The organism is Pseudomonas songnenensis (genome assembly GCF_003696315.1).
GTDB lineage: Bacteria > Pseudomonadota > Gammaproteobacteria > Pseudomonadales > Pseudomonadaceae > Stutzerimonas > Stutzerimonas songnenensis.
The window spans coordinates 179,639-199,479 of record NZ_RFFN01000004.1; the positions used below are offsets into that span (position 1 = coordinate 179,639).

A 19,841-nucleotide genomic window follows, 5' to 3' on the forward strand; every position below is an offset into this window, starting at 1 on the left:
ACGACGTCCGAACCGTAGGTCGAGTCGTTCGTTGCAAGGCAGTGGGCCAGTACGTCGAGCGTATCCCGCGCCCTTACGGCGATGCCTGTCATCGCTGATGCGTCAGAAAGGCCGGCTCCCGCAAGGGGCCGGCCTTTGTGCTTTCTGAACGCCGCGAAGCGTAAACGCGCCGTCGGAAAAGCGTGCAGGGGCGGGAATTGTTCAGCGCCTGCGTTGTTTCGTCGCGATGCTACCTAGGCAGGCCTTTACCGGTACTCAAGTAGCATTTTCGGACCATATGCCCTGGCCAAGAATGAGGTCATCCGATTCAGGTGGTGCGGGGTATCGTGCGTGACCGAACAAGAAGGCGAAGTTATCCGCACCGCGATGTCCGAGGCCCGGCTGCCCGAGACGGTGGCACAGGACCTGGCACGCCAGCTGATGCATCCGCATCTGGGCTTTGTGCTGTTCTTCTGTTCGGCGGAGTACGACCTGCCGGCACTGGGCGATGCGCTGCGCCAATACTTCGGTGGCGTGCGTCTGGTCGGTTGTACCTCGGCGGGGGAAATCACCTCGCAGGGCTATGGTCGCAGTTGCGTGACGGCAGTCGGCTTTGACCATCGCAGCTTTTCCATCGCCTGCGAGCTGATCGACGAGATGGATCGCTTCAGCCTGATCGAGGCCCAGCAGCTGGTCGAGCGCCTGGGCAGCGACTGCCGCAGCAACTCGCTGGCGCCGATCAAGGATCACAGCTTTGCGCTGACCCTGCTCGACGGGCTATCCAGTCGTGAGGAGATCGTGCTCTCTGCACTGAGCGCAGCCTTCGGCAGCATTCCGCATTTCGGTGGTTCGGCCGGCGACGACAATCACCTCAGCGATACCTACGTCTATTACGACGGCCGGTTCTACAGCGGCGCGGCCATCGTGGTGCTGATCAATACCTGGCTAGATTTCGAGGTGTTCACCACCCATCACATCCTGCCGCTTGAGGACAAACTGGTGGTGACCCGTGCCGACAGCAACAGCCGTCGGGTCTACGAGCTGAATGCCGAGCCGGCTGCGGAGGAGTACGCACGGCTGATCGGTGTACCGGTCAGCGATCTCGATCACCGTCTGTTTGCGGCTCATCCGCTGGCGGTGCGTATCAACGAGCACTACTACGTGCGCTCGATCCAGAAGGTCAACGAGGACATGAGCCTGACCTTCTATTGCGCCGTGGAGAACGGCATCGTGCTCACCGCCATGGAACCCGGCCCGCTGATGCCGAACCTGGAAGCCCTGTTTCAGCGTCTGGAGCAGCGCCTCGGCCCGCCGCTGCTCACGATTGGCTGCGACTGTTTCCTGCGTCGCCTGGAAATCGAGGCCAACGATACCAGCGAAGAAACCTCGGCTTTTCTCCGACGCCAGCAGGTGATCGGCTTCAACACCTACGGAGAGCAGTTCAATGGCATGCACATCAACCAGACCTTCACCGGTGTCGCCATTGGCCGACCCGGAGGCCGGGCAGGTCGCTGAGCTGCTGGCACGACAGGCCGAACTCGAGCGGGAAAACCTCAAGCTCAAGCGCATCAACGCCGCACTGATCGAGCGCGTCGAATCCAGTGGCGCGGGACGCGATGCCTCCTATGCGGCGTTTCAGCATTCGGTGGAACTGGCCGAGCAGGTCCGCGAGCGTACCGACGCCCTGAACCAGGCGATGGCCGAACTCAAGGGCAGCAACCAGCTGCTCAGCGATGCGCGGCTGCGCGCGGAAACCGCGCACCAGCACCTGGTCGACGCCATCGAGAGCATCTCTGACGCTTTCGTGCTGTTCGACCGCGACCAGCGCATCGTCCTGTTCAACCGTCGTTTCAAGTCCCTGTGGACACGCACGCGCGCGCGCATCAACGCCGGCACCCGGCTGGCAGAAGTGCGGCGGCTGGCTGAAAGCACCGGGCTGATCGTCGAGGAACACCGCGGCAAGGGCGACGAGCCGACGGTGTACCGCCTCAACAGCGGTCGCTGGGTGCAGGTCAGCGAACGGCCGACCCGTGAAGGCGGGCTGGTGATTCTCTACACCGACATCACCGAGGTGAAGGTCAGCGAGACCATGCGCCGCGAGCAGGCCCTTGCGCAGAAGTCGCGGCTATTGCAGCGCGCCGTGGACAACCTGTCCCAGGGCGTGGCGATGGTCAGCGCCGAAGGCGCGCTGGAGTTGTGGAACCGCCGATTCCTCGAACTCTGCGGGTTGGCGCCGATCGAAGCGCACCGGCCGTTCGAGGAGGTCATGGCCGACAGCGAGCTGACCCTGCTCACGCCCAACAGCCGTGACGCCCGCGGCCGGCCGATTCGCGAACTGGAGCAGCGGCTGTTCGATGGGCGCGTGTTGGAAATCCGCACCCATGCGCTGCCAACCGGCGGCTTCGTCAATACCTTCACCGACATCACCGAGCGCTACCGCCATGCCGAGGCGCTGCGCGAGAGCGAGCGCTGGATCCGCCTGATCACCGACCATGTACCGGCGCTGATCGCCTATGTGTCGGCCGACCTCACCTACGAGTTCACCAACAAGGTCTACGAGGAATGGTACCGCTGGCCCAGCGACGGCATGCTCGGCCAGTCGTTGCGCGAGGTCCACAGCGGTGAGCACTGGCGGCAGCTGGAACCGTACATCGACCGGGCACTGTCGGGCGAAAGCGTCAGCTTCGAGATGGCCGAGCGCAACCATGCCGGCCAGCAGCGCTACATGCTGCGCTCCTATGTGCCGAACCGGCAGGCCAATGGCGAAGTCGCCGGCATCTTCGTGCTGATCCAGGACATCACTGATCGCCGGCGCACCGCCGAGGCGCTGCACCAGGCGTATCAGAATCTCGAACAGCGGGTGCGTGAGCGCACCGCCGAACTCACCAGCCTCAACGACCAGCTGCTACGCGAAATCGATGAGCGCAGTCACGTCGAGGCCCGGCTGCGTGAAGCCAAGCGTGAGGCGGAAGTGGCCAACCTGTCGAAGACCAAGTTTCTCGCGGCGGTCAGCCACGATCTGCTGCAACCGCTCAATGCGGCACGGCTTTTCACCAGCGCCTTGCTCGAGCAGCCGGGCGCGCTCAATGGCGGGTTGATCCGCAATATCAGCAATTCACTGGAGGACGTGGAAAATCTGCTCGGCACCTTGGTCGACATTTCCAAGCTGGATGCCGGCGTGATCAAGCCGGATATCGCCCCGTTCGCCGTCAGCGAACTGCTGGAAAACCTCGCCATGGAGTTTCGCCAGATTGCCGGGGCCGAGCAGTTGCAGCTGGACTTCATTCCCTGTTCGGCGCTGGTGCGCAGTGATATCCAGCTGCTTGCGCGCATCCTGCGCAACCTGCTGACCAACGCTATTCGCTACACACCCAAGGGGCGCGTACTGCTGGGCTGTCGCCGGCATCGGCAGAGCTTGTCAATCGAAGTGTGGGATACCGGTGTCGGCATCGCTTCGGACAAGCTCGAGGAGATATTCCATGAGTTCAAGCGCGGGGAGGGCGTACGGCCGAATCAGGATCGCGGCCTCGGCCTAGGCCTTGCCATCGTCGAGAAGATCGCGCGCATCCTCGGGCATCGCATTCGCGTCACGTCCCAGCCGGGGCGCGGCTCCTGCTTCACCATCGACGTGCCGCTAGCCAAGCGTGCGCCCAAGGCACGCCCGGAGCCAAGCACCACCGAATTGGTACTGCAGCGGCTGCAGGGCGCTCGGGTGTGGGTACTGGACAACGACACGGCGATCTGTGCCGGCATGCGCACGCTGCTGGAAGGCTGGGGCTGCAAGGTGATCACCGCACTGTCCGAGGAAGACCTGGCGCGGCAGGTCGACAACTTCCATGCCGAAGCCGACCTGATGATCGCCGATTACCATCTGGACAACGGCCACACTGGCATCGATGTAGTCGCCACCGTCAACGCGCGCCGCGCCAGCCCGCTACCGGCGCTGATGATCACCGCCAATTACAGCAATGAACTCAAGCAACAGGTGCGCGAGCTGGGTCATATGCTGATGCACAAGCCGGTACGGCCGATGAAGTTGAAGACTGCCATGTGCCATATGCTGGAGCACGGCACGGCGGGGTAGCGACACGGAAAGCGGCGGCCGGGTACTCCGGCCGGTCATCAGACGTGCGTGGCAGTGCTGAGATGGCGCGTCCATATTCCACGCCCCGGCAGGCGCTCGCGGTCGTGCGGCCGGTGCAGCCCAAGTGCCGGGCCCTTGGGAATGATGCCGTTGCCGTTGATCTGCCGGTGGCTTGCGTAGTAGTGGCTCTTGATATGGGTAAAGTCCACCGTTTCGGCTATGCCGGGCCACTGATACAGCTCGCGTAGCCAGTTCGACAGGTTCGGATAGTCCTCGATTCGGCGCAGGTTGCACTTGAAGTGGCCGAAGTACACCGCATCGAAGCGCACCGCCGTGGTGAACAGCCGCCAGTCGGCTTCCGTCAGGTACTCCCCGGTCAGGTAGCGCTGTTTACCCAGCCGCCTTTCGACCCACTCCAGCTCGCGAAACAGCTCGTCGAATGCCTCTTCATACGCCTCCTGTGTGGTGGCGAAGCCGGCGCGGTACACGCCGTTGTTGATGGCCGGGTAGATCCGCGCATTGAGCGCATCGATCTCGCCGCGCAGGGGCTCTGGGTAGAAATCCACGGGCGAGCCGGTGATGTCGTCGAAGGCACCGTTGAGAATGCGGATGATCTCGGAGGATTCATTGTTGACGATGCACTGACGCTCGCGATCCCACAACAGCGGCACGGTGACGCGCCCGGAGTAGCCGGAATCATCGCGGGTATAGCGCTGATGCAAATAGTCGAGGTCGTCCAGCGCATCGCCGCTGGAGCCGGTGGCCTTGTCGAACGTCCAGCCATTTTCGGCCATCAGCCAGCTGACTACGGACACGTCGATCAGCTTTTCGAGGCCTTTGAGTTTGCGGTAGATCAGTGTGCGATGCGCCCAGGGGCAGGCGAGAGAGACGTAGAGGTGGTAGCGGCCCGCCTCGGCTGGAAAGGCCGTCTTGCCACCCGGGCCCGGCGAGCCGTCCCGGGTTATCCAGTTGTGACGTTTGGAATGCTCTCGTTCGAATCTGCCGTCGCGGCTTGCGTACCAGCGGTCATGCCACTGGCCATCTATCAGTAATCCCATTTTTTCCTCCTGTTGCGGATAGGAGGCAGTCTAGGAAGCATGGTTCGATTAATGTGACCGAACGGTGGGTTAATCCTATCGCTTAAATCGATGAGTGGCGTGCCTGCCAGTAGCCTTGAGCCCGCTCGAATGCTGCCTCGCGCTCCATCCCCAAGCCGCGCAAGGCAAGCGCCATGGTGGCAATTACCGCCAGCTCGCCGTAAGCGTCTTCATGCGCGCCGGACCAGACCGCGAGCAGCTGTTGCGGATCGAGCTGCGCCGGCTTCACATGGCGGCGCTCGGACAGTGCTGGCCACTCTTCATCCCAGGGCATTCCGTTGGTGGTGCCGTAGAGGTGGGAGATATTGTCCGGGTTCATCTCGATCTCGCCGCCTTCGCCCTTGATGACGATGGCGTGGTCACCGAGCAGGGCGCTGGCCTGGCGATGGGCATCCTGATAGCCGGGGTGGAAGATGCTCTGCAGGCCGCAGCGGGCACCGAGCGGATTGAGCAGGCGCGCCAGCGAGTGCACCGGCGAGCGCAGGCCGAGCAGGTTGCGCATGTCGATCATGCGCTGCAGTACCGGCATCCAGGCACCCAGCGGGATAAACGCGAGATTGCTCTGATCCAGTGCAGCGCCGACCTGTTGCCAGTTCTCGCAGCGGCGGATGCCCAGCAGCTCCAGTTGCTGTTCGGTATATATGCGGCCGGCAGTGTGCGCGCCGCCGCCGTGCAGGAGGATGCGCACGCCGTTGTTTGCCAGGCATTTGGCGGCCAGCAGGTACCAGGGCAGGTGGCGCTTCTTGCCGGCATAGCTCGGCCAGTCGATATCGACTGGAATAGCCGGTGCCTGCACCCTTGCCCGCACTGCCTCGGTGAAACCGGCCAGCTCCTCGGCGCTTTCCTCCTTGTGCCGCAGCAGCATCAGGAAGGCGCCGAGTTGAGCGTCCTCGACCTTGCCGTCGAGCAGCATACCCATGGCATCGCGGGCCTCTTCACGCGTCAGGTCGCGTGCGCCCCGTTTGCCTTTGCCGAGAATGCGCACGAAGGTGGCGAAAGGATGTTCTGCAGGCGTTTCGAGGCTCATAGGCAATTGCTCGGTTTAGGCAGCCCGGCCAGCTTGGCTGCTAGTTTCGCAGGAGTGCCCTTGAACAGGCGGTTGAGGTGCAGGCTGTTGCCTTTCTCCGCGCCGAGTTTGAGCGCGGTGTATTTGATCAACGGGCGCGTGGCTGGGGAGAGCTGGAATTCGGCGTAGAACTCGCGCAGCAGCCGCAGGATCTCCCAGTGGTCGGCTTCCAGTGCCAGCTCTTCACGGTCCGCCAGCGCTTCGGCGACGGCTTCGTTCCAGTCGGCCAGATCGACCAGAAAGCCGTCCTTGTCCAGCGTGATCTCGCGCCCGTCGACTAACAGGCTCATAACCAGCTGTTCACCCGCTGGTAGCGGCAGGTCAGCTCGACGAAGCCGGCATAGTCCAGCAACTGCACCCGCGCGGGCAGCGCACTGAGCGCACGGGCCTGCACGTCCTCGTCCAGCGCGAACACGGCGACCTGTTCCGGCAGGCGCTCAAGTTCGGCGGCAGGTTGTGTCCCTGCCGTCAGGGCGTAGGTTGCGTCGCCGGTCAGCAGCAGGGCGTCGGAATCGGCCAGAAGCGGCAGACAGCTGCTGAAGCGGCTATCGCCAAAAGGCGTGTGGGAAAGCAGATGCAGGGTCGCCATCAGATCGTGATCACATGGTCATAGCGGTTGATCAGGGCACTCAGGCCAGCGTCGTCGAGTACCTCGACGGACAGCGCCAGAGAAGATTCATCCAGGTTGCGCTCGGCCAGGCTGCGGCGTGCGGCGAACAGCGCGTCGACCCCGAACAGCGGCAGCGCCTGCAGATTCGCCGTCAGGTCTTTCTGCTCGACCGAAGCAGCCCGCTGTGAGCCGACGAGCTGAAACACGCCGTCGTCGAGAAACAGCAGCCCCAACGGCAGTTCGAAAGCCCCACCGGCCAGCACGATATCCAGCGCTTCACGCGCCGATGGGCCGGCCCAGGGCGACTGGCGGCTGATGATCAGCATGGAGCGTGCCATCAATGACCTCCGAAGCAGACGAGTCGATCGGCCTGTTGCGCCGCTTCATGCAGTTGTCCGAGGCCCGACAGCTCCCAGCCAGCGGCAAGATTGGCTGCCGGGCGCTGATAGCGCTGCGCCTCGCCGGCATCCAGCACGCCGCGACGGAGGCCGGCGGCGATGCAGACCACGCCGTCCAGCTGGTTGGCGCTGACGAAACGGCTCCATTCGGCCGCCACGTCCAGTTCGTCCTGCGCCGCCACGCTGTTCGCCGAAGCGCTGTGCACGCCGTCCTGATAGAAGAACAGCCTGACGATCTCATGCCCGCCGGCAAGGGTCGCTTCAGCAAAGCGTAGCGCGCGGCGAGCAGCGGGCGAATGGGGCGGGGCGAACAGGGCGATAGCGAATTTCATCGGAGCACCATGGCAGAACAGCCGACATGATACGCCAGCTGCGGGCATGAAAAAGCCCGCCGAAGCGGGCTTGTTCAAGCTGGGGAGCGATCAGTCGTCGCCACCGAAGATGCCCAGCAGCTGCAGCAGGCTGATGAACAGGTTGTACAGCGAAACGAACAGGCCGATGGTGGCCATGATGTAGTTGCGCTCGCCGCCGTGGATGATGGCGCTGGTCTGGAACAGGATGCAGGCCGAGGAGAACAGCACGAAACCTGCGCTGATCGCCAGTTGCAGCCCGGTAATCTGGAAGAAGAAGCCCGCCAGCATGGCGCCGATCAACACGAAGAAGCCCGCGGTGATGAAGCCACTGAGGAAGCTCATGTCCTTGCGGGTGATCAGCACGTAGGCCGACAGGCCGAAGAACACCAGAGCGGTCATCGACAGCGCTGAGCTGATCAGCTCGCCACCGTTGGCCAATCCCAGGTACATGTTGAGGATCGGGCCGAGCGTATAGCCCATGAAGCCGGTCAGGGCGAAGGTGGATACCAGGCCCCATACCGAGTTGCGCAGTTTGGCGGTGAGGAAGAACAGGCCGTAGAAGCCGATCAGCACAACGAAGATGTTCGGGTACGCAGCGTTGGCCTGCATGGCCATGTAGGCAACCAGGCCGCTGAACGCGAGCGTCATGGCCAAGAGCCCGTAGGTGTTGCGCAGGACCTTGCTGACCTCGCGCTGTTCGACCTGCGTGTGGCTAAGCGCGTATTCGTGTTCGTGCATGGCGACACTCCTTGGATGAAATCAAGCCTGAGACGATTTGTCCCGGATCATAGCAGAGGCAAGTGAGATGCCTAGCATCAGTGTTTGACAGTGTATTTCTATCCGGTACTATTGCGCCCGCTTTATCCGGAAGTGTGGCCGAGTGGTTGAAGGCAGCGGTCTTGAAAACCGCCGAAGGGGAGACCCTTCCCAGAGTTCGAATCTCTGCGCTTCCGCCATCTGCAATCCTGAAGGCCCCGTATTCCGGGGCCTTCAGCGTTTCTGGGCCTGGGAGAATATCCACGTAGGGCTTATCGCCTGCATCTGAGCGCCCGCAGCCTTGCCGACCGCCTTGTCATTTTGGCGCCAGTAATCACCTCTCTTTGTCCCCTCGCTGACGCCGGCATCAAGCCCTGTTCTGGTGCGCCTAACCGCAGCGGTGACTGTGGCGGTCGTGTCTGAACAAAAATCGATTATGCCTGTGGCAGAGTTGGCAATTGCCGCAGAGGCCAAGGCGTCAGCCGCTGCTAGAATCCGCCGCCTGACAAATGGAGTTGTCTTTCATGAAACGCTTCAGGCAACCGGAAGCCTTCGCGATGGTGCAGCAGTACTACGCGCCGCTGGTGTTCAGTGCGCGAATGGATTCACCTTCGACGATTCGTGTGATGCTGATAGACGAGACAGCCGGTGAGTCGCTGCTGCTGACTGGTCTGCCATGTCGCATTTCCCTGTCCCAGGCCGACATCACCGGTCTGATCAATACCATCGATCTGGATGCGGCGGCGCTCCGGCCGGCGCTGTTGAGCAAGCTCGAACGCCCGCGGCTACTGGGATAGCCCATCTGTTGTAAGGCCAGGCGCCACCAGCGCCAACAGGCTGCGCGTCATGCATGGCGTCTGTTCCCTGAGTGAGAACAGCTTGGGCGACAGCAGCCAGGTGTGGGTGATGCCCATCAGGCTCGAATAGAGCAGCAAGGCCAGTGATCGCGCCGATCCTTCATCCGCGTGCGCCTTGGCAATCAGTTCTTCCAGCAACTGCACCATGGCACGGGTGAGCTTGCGTTCGCGCTTGAGCGTGCTCGCCATCTGCGCTGTGAGTTCGGTCTTGTTCAGCAGGATCTCGAAGGACTGCCGATACCAGCGTTCTTCCAGCAGCAGGCGAAACCATTCGCCGACGAAGTGCTCCAGCGCCACCTGCGGGCTGCCGGCCAGCTGGCGACTCTGCTCGATCAGCTGCTCCAGCGGCTCTTGGGAGTAGGCCAGCACCGCTTCGTACAGCTCATCCTTGCTCTTGAAGTGCCAGTAGATCGGGCCGCGGCTGAAGCCGGCGGCCTCGGCGATCATCGCCAGCGTGGTGTTCGAATAGCCGTTGCGGCTGAACAGCTCCAGCGCCGCGGCGATGACCTTGAGGCGGGTCTGTTCTGCGTCTTCTTTGGTACGGCGCATGAGGCTCCTCGAAATGCGCGGCGGCCACGCAGCGTGCCGGCAAGGCCCGCTGCGTGGCAAGCCCTCACAGGGCGCCGTCGGCGGCCATCTGCATGTAGGTGGTGTCGAAGCGCAGCTTGAGATTGCCCTGATCACCGAGCGCGCCGGCCGGCATGGCGATACCGACGAAGTCCGCCGAATCGGCACCGTCGCCCAGCAGGCCGTGGTCGAAGGAGAACGTGCGCACGCTGTCCATCGCTTCGTGGGCCGGTTCGCCGGAGATGAAGGCGATCGCTTCGGCTGGCTGATAGAACATATGCGTGCCCTTGAGTTGCGCTTCGTAGCCCGCCTGGTCAGTGCCGGAGGCTGCGCCCAGTTGGGCACGCAGCTCGGCGCCTTGCGGCGTGTCGCTGGCCATGATCGCCATCACCTCGTACCAGGCGCCGGTGACTGCCTTGCCGAAGGCGGGATTGTCGGCCAGCGTCTCGCTATTGACGATCAGCAGGTCCTTGACGTGCCCCGGCACGCTGGCCGAGTCGAAGACCTGATGGGCGTCGGGAGCGGCGGCAACTTCCTGCAGCAGCGGACTCCAGGTCGCCACGTTGCGTACATCGGCCGTGCTGAAGGCAGCGACGATGTCGGCGTCCGAGGTGTTGACCACCTGTACGTCCTTCTCCGACAGGCCCACGCTGTCCAGCGCCTTGGCCAGGATGTAGTGCGACACCGACAGCTCGACCAGGTGCACCTGCTGGCCCTTGATCTGCTTGAGATCGCTGGTGCCCTTCATCACCAGCCCGTCGTTGCCGTTGGAATAGCTGCCGACGATCAGCGCGGTGGTGTCGACGCCACCGGCCGCCGGGATCGACAGCGCATCCATGCTGGTGGCGACCACGCCGTCGAACTGGCCGGCGCTGTACTGGTTGATGGACTCGACGTAGTCGTTGATCTGGCTGATGTTCACCTCGATCCCGTACTTGTCGGCCCACTTCTTCATGATTCCCGACTCGTCGGCGTACTTCCAGGGCATCCAGCCGACGTAGATGGTCCAGGCCAGGTTGAAGGTCTTTTTCTCCTCCGCCTGGGCCAGCGGGGCGAGGGCGGCGAGGGCAATGGCCCCGGCGCAGAGCAGCTTTTTCATCATGGTGCCGTGCATGGCGGTACTCCCGGTTCAGAAGAACTTCAGATAGCGCTGGATTTCCCAGTCGGAAACATGGGTGTGGTAGGCGTTCCATTCGTCGCGCTTGAACTCGACAAAGGCCTGGTACATGGCATCGCCGAACACCTGGCGCGACAGCGGGTCGGCCTCGAAGGCGTCGATGGCTTCGCTGAGGGTGCGCGGCAGGGTCTCGATACCCATCTGCGCGACCTCCCGTTCGCTGTAGTGATACATGTTCTCGCGGTGCGGCTGGCCGGGATCGAGCTTGTCGCGGATGCCCTCCAGACCGGCGGCGAGGATCATCGCGGCACCGAGGTAGGGGTTGCAGCCGATGTCGGCGGCGCGGCATTCGACCCGCGCGCCCTGGGACGGAATGCGCAGCATGTTGGTGCGGTTGTTGTTGCCGTAGCAGCAGAACACCGGCGCCCAGGTCGAGCCGGACATGGCGCCCTTGCGGATCAGCCGCTTGTAGCTGTTGACCGTAGGCGCGATGACCGCGCAGATGGCCTTGGCGTGTTTCAGCACCCCGGCGATGAAGTGATAGGCCAGCGGGGTCACGCCGCAGCCATAGGGGTCTTCGCCATCGACTTCGAACAGGTTCTTGCCGGTCTCGATGTCGGCGAGCGACATGTTGTAGTGCGCGCCGCTGCCGGTGCGGTTGGCCGAGGGCTTGGGCATGAAGGTGGCGAAAGCGCCGTGCTTGCGGGCGATCTCGCCCGCCATCATGCGGAAGAACACGAAGCGGTCGGCCATGCCGAGGGCGTCGGTGTACTTGAAGTCGGTTTCGAACTGGCCGTTGGCGTCCTCGTGGTCGAAGGAGTAGACGCCCCAGCCCATCTCGTTCATCGCCTGCACCAGTTCGTCGACGATGGGCAGGTTGTCCATCAGCAGGCGCGGGTCGTAGCAGGGCTTGGCCATGTCGTCGCGCTCGGAAATGGGCGCGAAGCCGCCATCCGGGGTGTCCTTGAACAGGAAGAACTCGGTCTCGATGCCGAGGTTGAAGGTGTAGCCCAGCGCTGCAGCGGCTTCGGTCTGGCGCTTGAGGATGCCGCGCGAGCAGGCGTCGAAGGGCTGGCCGTCCAGGTAGAGGTCGCTGGCGAACCAGGCGAGATCGCGGTTCCAGCTGCACTGGGTGGCGGTCGCCGGGTCTGGCATCGCGGCCACCTCGTTGTCGCTGATCTCCTGCGGGACGCCGTCCAGCGCCGCACCGGTGTAGAGCTCGGAGCCGCGGAGCATCTGGCCGAGATGGGCGATGGGGACGAACTTGCCCTTGATCACGCCGTGGATGTCGACGTAGCTGGCCATCGCGTACTTCACACCCTTGTCCTGCAACTGCTGTTTCAACTCCTCGACGGAGGAGAGGGGAAAGCTGGTCATCGGCTTGCGCTCCTTGGAATCATGAATGGCGGCCGGGGCCGCTGGCACGATTCCTTCATCCAATATACATGCCAGCGTGTATAGAAACGGGCCGACGCTGGTGCCGCCTGGCGCCCTCTGCGCCACTGCAGGAGTCACGCAGATGATTGAAATAAAAAGGGAAAAGAAATTTTTTGCGCTGGGCGAAATGCGCCTCGAAAATGGCGAACGCCTGCGCAATGCGCGGCTCTGCTATCAGGTAGTGGGCACGCCGAACCGCGCGCGGGACAACCTCGTGCTGATTCCGAGCTACTACGGCGGCACACATTGGGGCAGCCTGCCCCTGCTTGGTGCGGATGGCCCGCTGGCAGGTGGCGATTACTGCGTGGTGCTGACCAACCTGTTCGGCGCAGGCTGGTCGACGTCGCCGAGCAACGCTGCGCCCGGTCAGGGCGCAGCGGACTTCCCGCGGGTCGGCCTGCTGGACAACGTGAGGGCGCAGAAAGCGTTGCTCGATCGGTTGTATGGCGACGACTGGCAGCTCGCCCTGGTCAGCGGCTGGTCCATGGGCGGCATGCAGACGCTGTTCTGGGCAATGGCCTATCCGGAGCGGATGCGCGCCATCCTGCCGTTCTGCTGCACGGCACGCTGCTGGCCGCACAACCGGGTGTTTCTCGAAGGGGTGAAGGCGGCGCTGTGTGCCGACGCGGCCTGGCAGGGCGGTTGCTACGCCACGCCGCCGGAACGCGGGCTGCGTGCCTTTGGCCGCGTCTATGCCGGCTGGGCCTATTCGCAGGCGTTCTATCGTCATGAGCTGTGGCGCGAGCTGGGCTTCGAGAGCCTGGAGGCGCTGCTCGACTACTGGGAACAGGATCATCTGGAGCAGGACGCCAACGACCTGCTCTGCGTGCTGCATACCTGGCAATCGGCCGACCCGGCCCGCAGTTTCGCTGCCGGCTCGCTGGCCGAAGCGCTGGGTCGCATCCGTGCGCGGTCCATCCTGATGCCCGGCAGCAGCGATCTGTATTTCACCGTCGAGGATGCCCGCCACGAGGCCGCGCTGATTCCGGGTGCCGAGTTACGGGTGCTCGAATCGGACTGGGGGCACTGCGCCGGTGGGCCGGGCCGCAGCGCGCCTGCCATGCGTCAGGTGTTCGCGGCAATGGCCGAACTGCTTGGCCGCTAACCTCAGCCGGCCACGGCGCTGAGTCTGGCTAGCTGCTCGAGGTCGGTCTGCATGCCGGAGGTTTCGCGGATGCGGGTGAGGATCTCGCGCTTGAGCTCGGTGAATTCTGGCGCAAGCTTCATGTCCTGATGCCGCTGGGCCGGCAGCGGCACCTCGTAGATCGAATCGATGCGCCCGGGGCGTGGCGCCATCAGCACGATGCGGCTGCCCAGATAGATGGCTTCTTCGACATCGTGGGTGACGAACAGGATGGTGCTCTTTTCCAGCCGGTGCACATGGCGGATCAGGTCGTGCATGACTTCGCGGGTCTGCGCATCCAGCGCACCGAACGGCTCGTCCATCAGCAGCGTCGCGGGTTTGGGCAGCAGGGCGCGGGCAATGGCAACGCGTTGCTTCATGCCGCCGGAGAGCTGGCTGGGGTAGGCATCGGCGAAGCGCGTCAGGCCCATCAGATTGAGCAGGGCATCGGCGCGGCCGGCGGCGGACTCCACGTCTCCATCGTGGCGCACGGTGTCGCCGATCACCTTGAGCTGGCGGCAGAACTTGATGTTCTGCATCACCGTCAGCCAGGGGTAGAGGCTGTAGTGCTGGAAGACCATGGCGCGGTCGACGCCAGGGCCGTCGATGGGCTTGCCGTCGAGCAGGATCTCGCCACGGCTCAACGTTTCCAGCCCGGCGATGATGCGCAGCAGCGTGGATTTGCCGCAGCCCGACGCGCCGACGAAGGTGACGAACTCGTTGGGCTGGATATCCAGGTCGATCGACTGCAGCGCCTGCACCTCACGGCGCTCGCTGACGAAGGTCTTGCCGACCTGGCGTACACGAATCTTGGCATCGGACATGGTCATTTCCTCATCCAGGGAAAGGCGCGGCGGTGCAACCAGCGGAAGGCCTGATCGGTGATCAGGCCGATGAGACCGATCAGCAGGATGCCGGCGAAGATCTTGTCGGTGTGCATGTAGCGCTGCGCCTTGAGAATGGCGTAGCCGAGGCCGGAGTTGGCCGCGACCAGTTCGGCCACCACCAGGTAGGTCCAGGCCCAGCCGCAGGTGATGCGCAGGGTGTCGAGCAGCGCCGGCTTGGCCGAAGGCAGGATCACCAGCTTGACGATTTCGCCCCGATTGGCGCCCATGGTCTGCGCCGCCTCGATCTGCGCCATGGGTACGCGGCGCACGTCTTCGGCGACCATCAGCACCATCTGGAAAAAGGTGCCGATGAAGATGATCAGCACCTTGGAGCCTTCGTCGATGCCGACCCAGAGCATCACCAGCGGAATGAAGGCGACGGCCGGCATGTAGCGAATGAAGTCGGTGAGCGGTTCTAGAAAGGCCTGCACCGGCCGGTACGTGCCGATGTACAGCCCCAGCGGCAGGGCGATCAGCGCCGAGGCGCCGAAGCCCGCCATGACCCGCCAGACGCTGATGCCGATATCCCCCAGCAGCCCCTCGCTGGTCCACCAGCGACCGATGCGCTCAAGCACTGCGCCGGGGCTCGGCATAAACATCGGGTCGGCCAGGCCGAGGGCGGTCCATAGCCACCAGATGGCGAAGGGCAGGCTCAGCCCGGCGCCAGTTAGCAGCCAGGCACTGCGCCGCGAGAGGTCGCCGCGAATGCGCCAGAAACTGCCTTTGCGCACCACCTGCTCTGCGGCCTGTGCAGCGGGCACTGGCGGTTGCGTCTGCTGCGCGACGGTGGCCGTGCTGGGAATGCTGAGCTGTGCGGTCATGCGGGAACCTCCTGCATAGCGGTGGGCACATCCAGTTCGACGCGTTGCCAGCCACCGGCCGCCGGATAACGGCCGAGCGCGGCGAGGTCCGCGGCGGGCAGACTGGCGGGGTCGGCGAAGTTCCAGTAGCTCGACAGCAGGGCGTCGCCGACGCGGCCGGGCAGCGTTGAATGGGTGATCTGCCAGGGCGTGGCGCCGTTGCGATGGCGGCCGAAGGACAGCTCGCAGGCCAGCAACTGTGGCCGCAGCGCGGGGCCGACGGCGGCAAGCTGGTCACGCAGATGGCCTGCGCTGGTCGGCAACAGAATCGGTCGCTCGGCGGCGAACAGGAAGTAATCGCCCGCCACCAGCAGGCAGGCCTGGCGGGCCGGCTGTTTTGCCGCCCTCAACCAAAGGCCCCAGTGGACGCCATCGGATTCGGGCAGGCGCTGCCAGATTTCGTGGTAGCTGCCGTCCAGCCCGTCCTCCAGCAGCCGCTCCGGGGTCTCGAAGCGCATCAGGCCGATATCCGCAGGCCCGCCCGCTGGCTGGAAGTCGATCAGCCGATGCCACTGGCAAATATCGCCGTTGAGCTCGGTGATGCCGGCGAAGCCGGCCTGTTCGCTCAGCGCCAGCTGCTGGGCATGGCTGCAGGTTTCCAGTGATGCGGCCAGCGGCAGTGTTTGTGGCCGTTGCAGGCGGATATCGGCGTGCAGGCTGGCGGTCTGCAGCCAGTAGACCTCACTGGTTTCGTCGCGCAGGCCGGCCGTCGTGGTCAGCAGGCGGCGGCGCCAGACGCCGAGATAGGCATCGGGAACGGTTTTCATGGGTAATGCTCCGCAAATGGCGTGCTTCGGACGCGATCAGGCTTAGGAGTCATGGCGATCCCTCCAGCAGGCTCAACAGCCCATGGCTGTCGATCACGCTGCCGAACAGGCCGCCTTCCACCTCGATCATCGCCAGCGCAGCCGCATGCAGTTGCGGGTCGGACGAGGCGCAGGCGTCGCGGACGGTCAGGCAGTCGAAACCAAGGTCGATGGCCTGTCGCAGGGTCGAGGCCACGCAGACCTCGGTGGTCACGCCGGTCAGGATCAGCCGCTCGATGCCGCGGCGGCGCAGGATCAGTTCGAGATCGGTATGGGCGAAAGCGCTGTAGCCGGGTTTGTCGATCACCGGCTCGCCAGCGCGTGGTTGCAGTTCGTCGATCAGGTCATGGCCGAATTCGCCGCGCACCAGCAGGCGGCCAAGGGGGCCGGGGCTGCCGATGGGGGCGCCGGTCGCTTTGGCACGGCGGCGTTTGGGGGCGGGCAGGTCGGAGAGATCCGGACGATGGCCTTCACGGGTGTGCACGACCAGCATGCCCAGGCTGCGTGTGCGATCCAGTAGTGCCTGGATCGCCGGGATCGGTGCACGCAGGCGGCTGACGTCCATGCCGGCCTGGTCGGCGTAACCGCCCAGCGCGCAGAAGTCGCGCTGCATGTCGATCACCAGCAGCGCCGTGCGCGCGGGGTGCAGGTCTTTCAGGCTCACAGGGCGAACTCCTTGCACACCGCGGCGGCGATGCCTTCGACGATGTCGTGGGCCAGCCGCTGGCCTTTCGCCGCGCTGGAGCCCCTGGCCGAGGACAGCACCCCGGAGGGCGGCACCCATTCGGTACGGGTGGGGTACATGTCGTAGGGCGGGAAGTCGGCCGGGGCGTCGTCGGGAATCTTCTCCAGCGCCACCAGCTGCGGATGGAAGTGCAGCATCAGCGAGGTCTCGATCACCGCAGCATGCTCCAGCGCGAAACCGGGAAAGCCTTCCGGGAAGATGTCGGTCAGGGTCTGCTCGTGGCAGAAGTCCCAGTGCTCCAGGCGCATCACCTCCAGCGCGGCGTCCGGCCCGAGGTCGCGCAGCGCCAGCTGGATGCCCTCGGCGACGAACCACTGGTTCTCGTAATGGCCGAGCACCAGCACCAGGCGGCGCACACCGTGGCGATGGAACTCACGCACGGCGTCGCGCACCAGGGCGCTCAAGGTCGCGCCATCCAGGCTGGTGGTGCCGCAGAAGTGCTGGCCGCCGCCGCATTTCGGTTGCGACTTGTAGCCGTATGACAGCGCCGGTGCGACCAGTCCGCCGACTCGTGCCGCCACGTCGGCACTGATCGCGCTGGCCAGCAGCGCGTCGGTGCCCAGCGGCAGGTGTGGGCCATGCTGCTCCGTGGCGCCGCAGGGCAGAAAGACCACGGCGCCTTCGCGCACGCGGCGTTCGTAATCGACCCAGCTCAGTTGATCCATGTGCACGGTCATGCGCAGGTGCTCCTTGTCGCGATTGAAAGGGGACGTTCCGGCCAGCCGGCGATCAGCGCAGCGGTGGTGATCAGGGCGGCGCCGAGCCATTCGTTCGGGCCGATGGCGTGGGCGCCGAACCAGGCGGACGACAGCACCGCGGCGATCAGCTCGAACACCACCAGCACTGCGGCGCGGCCGGCTTCCAGATGAGTCAGGCCGTACTGCACAGCGGCCATGCTGACCAGCCAGCCGAGGGCGAGCAGGGCGATCTGCCAGCTCAGGGTCAGATCCAGGGGCGGAAGTGGCTGGCGCAGCAGCAGGCAGAACAGCCCACCGAGCAGCGCGCTGCCGACGAAACTGACCAGCGCCTTGCTCGCCAGCGGCACCCGGTCGGCGGCGCGAGTGGCGAGGTTGTTGAGGCTGAAGGCGAGGCCGGCGGAAAGTGCCAGCCAGTCATTCGCGCCTGGCGCGTCCAGGGCTTCGCCCGTGACGCCAAGGGTCAGACCGATGCCGAGCATCGCCAGCCCCAGGGCGAACAGCCGTGTGCCGCTGAGGCGTTCGCCAAGCAGCAGCCAGCCGCCGACCATCGCCCACACCGGCGCCAGGTAGAACAGCAGCATCACCCGCACCACGTTGCCGTCGGCCAGGGCGGTGACCAGTGCCGCGGTGGCCCAGCCGCCGCACAGGCCCATGGTGAGTACCTGGCGATACTGGCTCGCCCACTGGCGGCGCTGCTGCCAGAGCACCGGCAGCGCCAGCAGGCTGAGCAGCGAATAGGTCAGCAACACCAGCGGCATGCCGGCCAGGCCGCGGGCCGCGAAGAACTGCAGCGGCAGCCAGCCCAGCCCCCACATGATGGCGCCGCCGATCAGCATGCCCTGTGGCATCAGGCTGTTCATGCGCCCATCCAGGAGCCGCCGTTGGGCCCGAGCAGCTGTCCGGTGAAATAGCTCGCCTGCGGCGAAAGCAGGAAGACGATGGCCGCCGCGACTTCCTCCGGCGTACCCAGGCGCGCCATGGGGATCGCCAGCTCCTTGGCCATCCACTCGTCGCTCATGTGCTCCGGGCTGACCATCGCCGTGGCGATGGGGCCGGGTGCGACGCCATTGATGCGGATGCCGTCTGCAGCGAATTCGCGGGCCAACGAGCGGGTCAGGCCGATCACCCCGGCCTTGGCCGTGCAGTAGGCGGCGTACTGTTCGCGGCCGAGAAATCCGAGGTCCGAGGCGACATTGACGATGGCGCCGCTGCGCCGCGGCTGCATCTGTGCCAGTGCATGGCGGCAGCAGCGGTAGACGCCGGCGAGATCGACGCCCAGCACCATGGCCCAGTCTGCCTCGCTGGTCTTGAGAAAGGGCTTTTCCAGGATCACCCCGGCGTTGTTGACCAGCAGATCCAGCGGTCCCTGCGCCTCGATGGTCTCGAACATTGCCGCGACCGCAACCGGATCGCTGACATCCGCCTCGATGGCCGAGGCGTCGCCGCCGCTGGCGATGATCTGCTCGAGCACTCGTTCCGCCAGGTCGTGTTGATTGCGATGGTTGATCCAGACCCGCGCGCCTTCGGCGGCCAGCGCGAGTGCGGTGGCACGGCCGATGCCGGTCGCCGCGCCGGTGACCAGAGCGGTCTGCCCGGTAAGGATGGCAGCCATCAGTGCATCACCTCGCCGTGGCTGACCGACAGCGCCTGCCCGGTCAGGGCGGCGGCCAGCGGTGAGCCGAGGAACAGGAAGGTGCCGCCCAGATCGGCCGGTGTCAGCAGCTCCGGAATGGCCTGGTTGGCGAGTATCGCCGCGAGCTCGGCGCTGTCGCTGCGGCCGTTGGCGTCCGCCATCACCTGCAGCGAGCGCATGGCCGCATCGGTGCCGATCCAGCCGGGGCACACCGCGTTCACCCGGATGCGCCGCGGGCCCAGCTCCCAGGCCAGCGAACGGGTCAGGCCGACCACCGCGTGCTTGCTGGCGACATAGGCGGAAAAGCCCGGCACGCCTTTCAGACCCCAGATCGAGGCCTGGTTGATCACGCTGGCGCCGGCGCGCAGGCGTGGCAGCAATGCGCGGGTCAGGCGCTGCATGGAGCCGACGTTGTTCTCCAGCAGGGCCGACCAGCGCTGATCGGCCTCGAAGCTGCACTCGCCCAGCGGCGTGGCGTATTCGACGCCGGCGTTGTTGATCAGCACATCGGCATTGAGGCCGCGGCAGGCGAGGTCATCGGCATACTGCTGCACCGCCTGCCGATCACCCAGGTCCAGTGCGGTGCAGTGCAGCGGCGTCTCGCCAGCGAGTTCGTCGGCGAGCCGGGCGAGGGCGTCGGCGTCACGGTCCAGCAGCTCCAGGGTGGCGCCGGCAGCGGCGAAGCTCTGCGCCAGGCCCCGGCCGATGCCCCCGGCGGCGCCGGTGATGACCACGCAACGGCCGCGGTAATCCAGTGCCTTGTGCATG

22 protein-coding genes and 1 tRNA gene are annotated in these 19,841 nt (G+C 65.0%); 5 read left to right on the forward strand and 18 right to left on the reverse strand.

What is annotated here, in order from left to right:
- Positions 1 to 330: 330 nt before the first annotated feature.
- Together nosP and nahK are read left to right on the forward strand one after the other, a co-directional pair.
- Complete coding sequence (nosP, locus tag EA798_RS13050; RefSeq protein ID WP_106155006.1) at positions 331 to 1,494, forward strand: nitric oxide-sensing protein NosP; 1,164 nt, start codon at positions 331 to 333, stop codon at positions 1,492 to 1,494.
- Entirely contained in the window at positions 1,424 to 4,063 is a 2,640-nt protein-coding gene (gene nahK, locus EA798_RS13055) for a hybrid sensor histidine kinase/response regulator NahK/ErcS' (RefSeq protein ID WP_162557719.1), read from the forward strand. Before nosP ends, nahK begins: the two co-directional genes overlap by 71 nt.
- 38 nt (positions 4,064 to 4,101) lie before the next feature.
- Here nahK and EA798_RS13060 read toward each other — a convergent pair whose 3' ends face one another.
- From EA798_RS13060 to EA798_RS13090, 7 genes are all read right to left on the reverse strand, one after another.
- Entirely contained in the window at positions 4,102 to 5,121 is a 1,020-nt protein-coding gene (locus EA798_RS13060) for a glutathione S-transferase family protein (protein WP_122099232.1), read from the reverse strand.
- Positions 5,122 to 5,203: 82 nt separating this feature from the next.
- Positions 5,204 to 6,187, reverse strand: a complete 984-nt coding sequence (locus tag EA798_RS13065; RefSeq protein ID WP_122099233.1) for a glycosyl transferase family protein — start codon at positions 6,185 to 6,187, stop codon at positions 5,204 to 5,206.
- Positions 6,184 to 6,516, reverse strand: coding sequence for a TusE/DsrC/DsvC family sulfur relay protein (locus EA798_RS13070; RefSeq protein ID WP_122099234.1), 333 nt, complete (start codon positions 6,514 to 6,516; stop codon positions 6,184 to 6,186). Before EA798_RS13070 ends, EA798_RS13065 begins: the two co-directional genes overlap by 4 nt.
- Positions 6,513 to 6,815, reverse strand: coding sequence for a sulfurtransferase complex subunit TusB (tusB, locus tag EA798_RS13075; protein ID WP_122099235.1), 303 nt, complete (start codon positions 6,813 to 6,815; stop codon positions 6,513 to 6,515). The genes EA798_RS13070 and tusB overlap by 4 nt, the downstream gene beginning before the upstream one ends.
- Positions 6,815 to 7,174, reverse strand: a complete 360-nt coding sequence (tusC, locus tag EA798_RS13080; RefSeq protein ID WP_122099236.1) for a sulfurtransferase complex subunit TusC — start codon at positions 7,172 to 7,174, stop codon at positions 6,815 to 6,817. Before tusC ends, tusB begins: the two co-directional genes overlap by 1 nt.
- The gene (gene tusD, locus EA798_RS13085) at positions 7,174 to 7,566 is read right to left on the reverse strand and encodes a sulfurtransferase complex subunit TusD (RefSeq protein WP_122099237.1); all 393 of its coding nucleotides are present in this window, start codon (positions 7,564 to 7,566) and stop codon (positions 7,174 to 7,176) included. Before tusD ends, tusC begins: the two co-directional genes overlap by 1 nt.
- Positions 7,567 to 7,656: 90 nt before the next feature.
- On the reverse strand, positions 7,657 to 8,325 hold the full coding sequence (locus tag EA798_RS13090; RefSeq protein ID WP_038660536.1) for a Bax inhibitor-1/YccA family protein: 669 nt from the start codon (positions 8,323 to 8,325) through the stop codon (positions 7,657 to 7,659).
- Between the two features lie 128 nt (positions 8,326 to 8,453).
- Here EA798_RS13090 and EA798_RS13095 point away from each other — a divergent pair.
- Positions 8,454 to 8,543 (forward strand) — tRNA-Ser (locus EA798_RS13095).
- Between the two features lie 324 nt (positions 8,544 to 8,867).
- Positions 8,868 to 9,140, forward strand: coding sequence for a DUF1652 domain-containing protein (locus tag EA798_RS13100; RefSeq protein ID WP_122099238.1), 273 nt, complete (start codon positions 8,868 to 8,870; stop codon positions 9,138 to 9,140).
- On the opposite strand, the gene EA798_RS13105 is transcribed toward EA798_RS13100, so the two are convergent.
- The 3 genes from EA798_RS13105 to glnT all read right to left on the reverse strand — a co-directional run bounded on the left by EA798_RS13105 (position 9,129) and on the right by glnT (position 12,261).
- The gene (locus tag EA798_RS13105) at positions 9,129 to 9,749 is read right to left on the reverse strand and encodes a TetR family transcriptional regulator (RefSeq protein WP_122099239.1); all 621 of its coding nucleotides are present in this window, start codon (positions 9,747 to 9,749) and stop codon (positions 9,129 to 9,131) included. The genes EA798_RS13100 and EA798_RS13105 overlap by 12 nt on opposite strands.
- Before the next feature lie 64 nt (positions 9,750 to 9,813).
- Positions 9,814 to 10,881, reverse strand: a complete 1,068-nt coding sequence (locus EA798_RS13110) for a putative urea ABC transporter substrate-binding protein (RefSeq protein WP_122099240.1) — start codon at positions 10,879 to 10,881, stop codon at positions 9,814 to 9,816.
- 15 nt (positions 10,882 to 10,896) lie between these two features.
- Positions 10,897 to 12,261: a type III glutamate--ammonia ligase gene (gene glnT / locus EA798_RS13115; protein WP_122099344.1), complete on the reverse strand. Its 1,365-nt coding sequence runs from the start codon at positions 12,259 to 12,261 to the stop codon at positions 10,897 to 10,899.
- A gap of 142 nt (positions 12,262 to 12,403) precedes the next feature.
- Between glnT and EA798_RS13120 the strand changes: the two genes are divergently transcribed.
- Positions 12,404 to 13,426, forward strand: coding sequence for an alpha/beta fold hydrolase (locus EA798_RS13120; protein WP_122099241.1), 1,023 nt, complete (start codon positions 12,404 to 12,406; stop codon positions 13,424 to 13,426).
- 2 nt (positions 13,427 to 13,428) lie between these two features.
- Here the strand turns inward: EA798_RS13120 and EA798_RS13125 are convergent, their stop codons facing one another.
- From EA798_RS13125 to EA798_RS13160, 8 genes are read right to left on the reverse strand one after another with little or no spacing between them, the layout of a single operon-like run.
- Positions 13,429 to 14,268, reverse strand: coding sequence for an ABC transporter ATP-binding protein (locus tag EA798_RS13125; protein ID WP_208643722.1), 840 nt, complete (start codon positions 14,266 to 14,268; stop codon positions 13,429 to 13,431).
- A 2-nt stretch (positions 14,269 to 14,270) separates the two neighbouring features.
- A complete protein-coding gene (locus EA798_RS13130) occupies positions 14,271 to 15,152 on the reverse strand; it encodes an ABC transporter permease (RefSeq protein WP_122099243.1) in 882 nt (293 codons plus the stop codon).
- Complete coding sequence (locus EA798_RS13135) at positions 15,149 to 15,958, reverse strand: hypothetical protein (RefSeq protein WP_122099244.1); 810 nt, start codon at positions 15,956 to 15,958, stop codon at positions 15,149 to 15,151. Before EA798_RS13135 ends, EA798_RS13130 begins: the two co-directional genes overlap by 4 nt.
- A gap of 49 nt (positions 15,959 to 16,007) precedes the next feature.
- Positions 16,008 to 16,661: a cysteine hydrolase family protein gene (locus EA798_RS13140; RefSeq protein WP_122099245.1), complete on the reverse strand. Its 654-nt coding sequence runs from the start codon at positions 16,659 to 16,661 to the stop codon at positions 16,008 to 16,010.
- Positions 16,658 to 17,419 carry a creatininase gene (locus EA798_RS13145; protein WP_122099246.1) on the reverse strand — a complete coding sequence of 254 codons (762 nt, stop codon included), beginning with the start codon at positions 17,417 to 17,419 and terminating at the stop codon, positions 16,658 to 16,660. Before EA798_RS13145 ends, EA798_RS13140 begins: the two co-directional genes overlap by 4 nt.
- Complete coding sequence (locus EA798_RS13150; protein WP_122099247.1) at positions 17,416 to 18,300, reverse strand: DMT family transporter; 885 nt, start codon at positions 18,298 to 18,300, stop codon at positions 17,416 to 17,418. The genes EA798_RS13145 and EA798_RS13150 overlap by 4 nt, the downstream gene beginning before the upstream one ends.
- Complete coding sequence (locus EA798_RS13155) at positions 18,297 to 19,052, reverse strand: SDR family NAD(P)-dependent oxidoreductase (protein ID WP_122099248.1); 756 nt, start codon at positions 19,050 to 19,052, stop codon at positions 18,297 to 18,299. The genes EA798_RS13150 and EA798_RS13155 overlap by 4 nt, the downstream gene beginning before the upstream one ends.
- Positions 19,052 to 19,840, reverse strand: a complete 789-nt coding sequence (locus EA798_RS13160; protein ID WP_058064385.1) for an SDR family NAD(P)-dependent oxidoreductase — start codon at positions 19,838 to 19,840, stop codon at positions 19,052 to 19,054. The genes EA798_RS13155 and EA798_RS13160 overlap by 1 nt, the downstream gene beginning before the upstream one ends.
- Position 19,841: the final 1 nt, after the last annotated feature.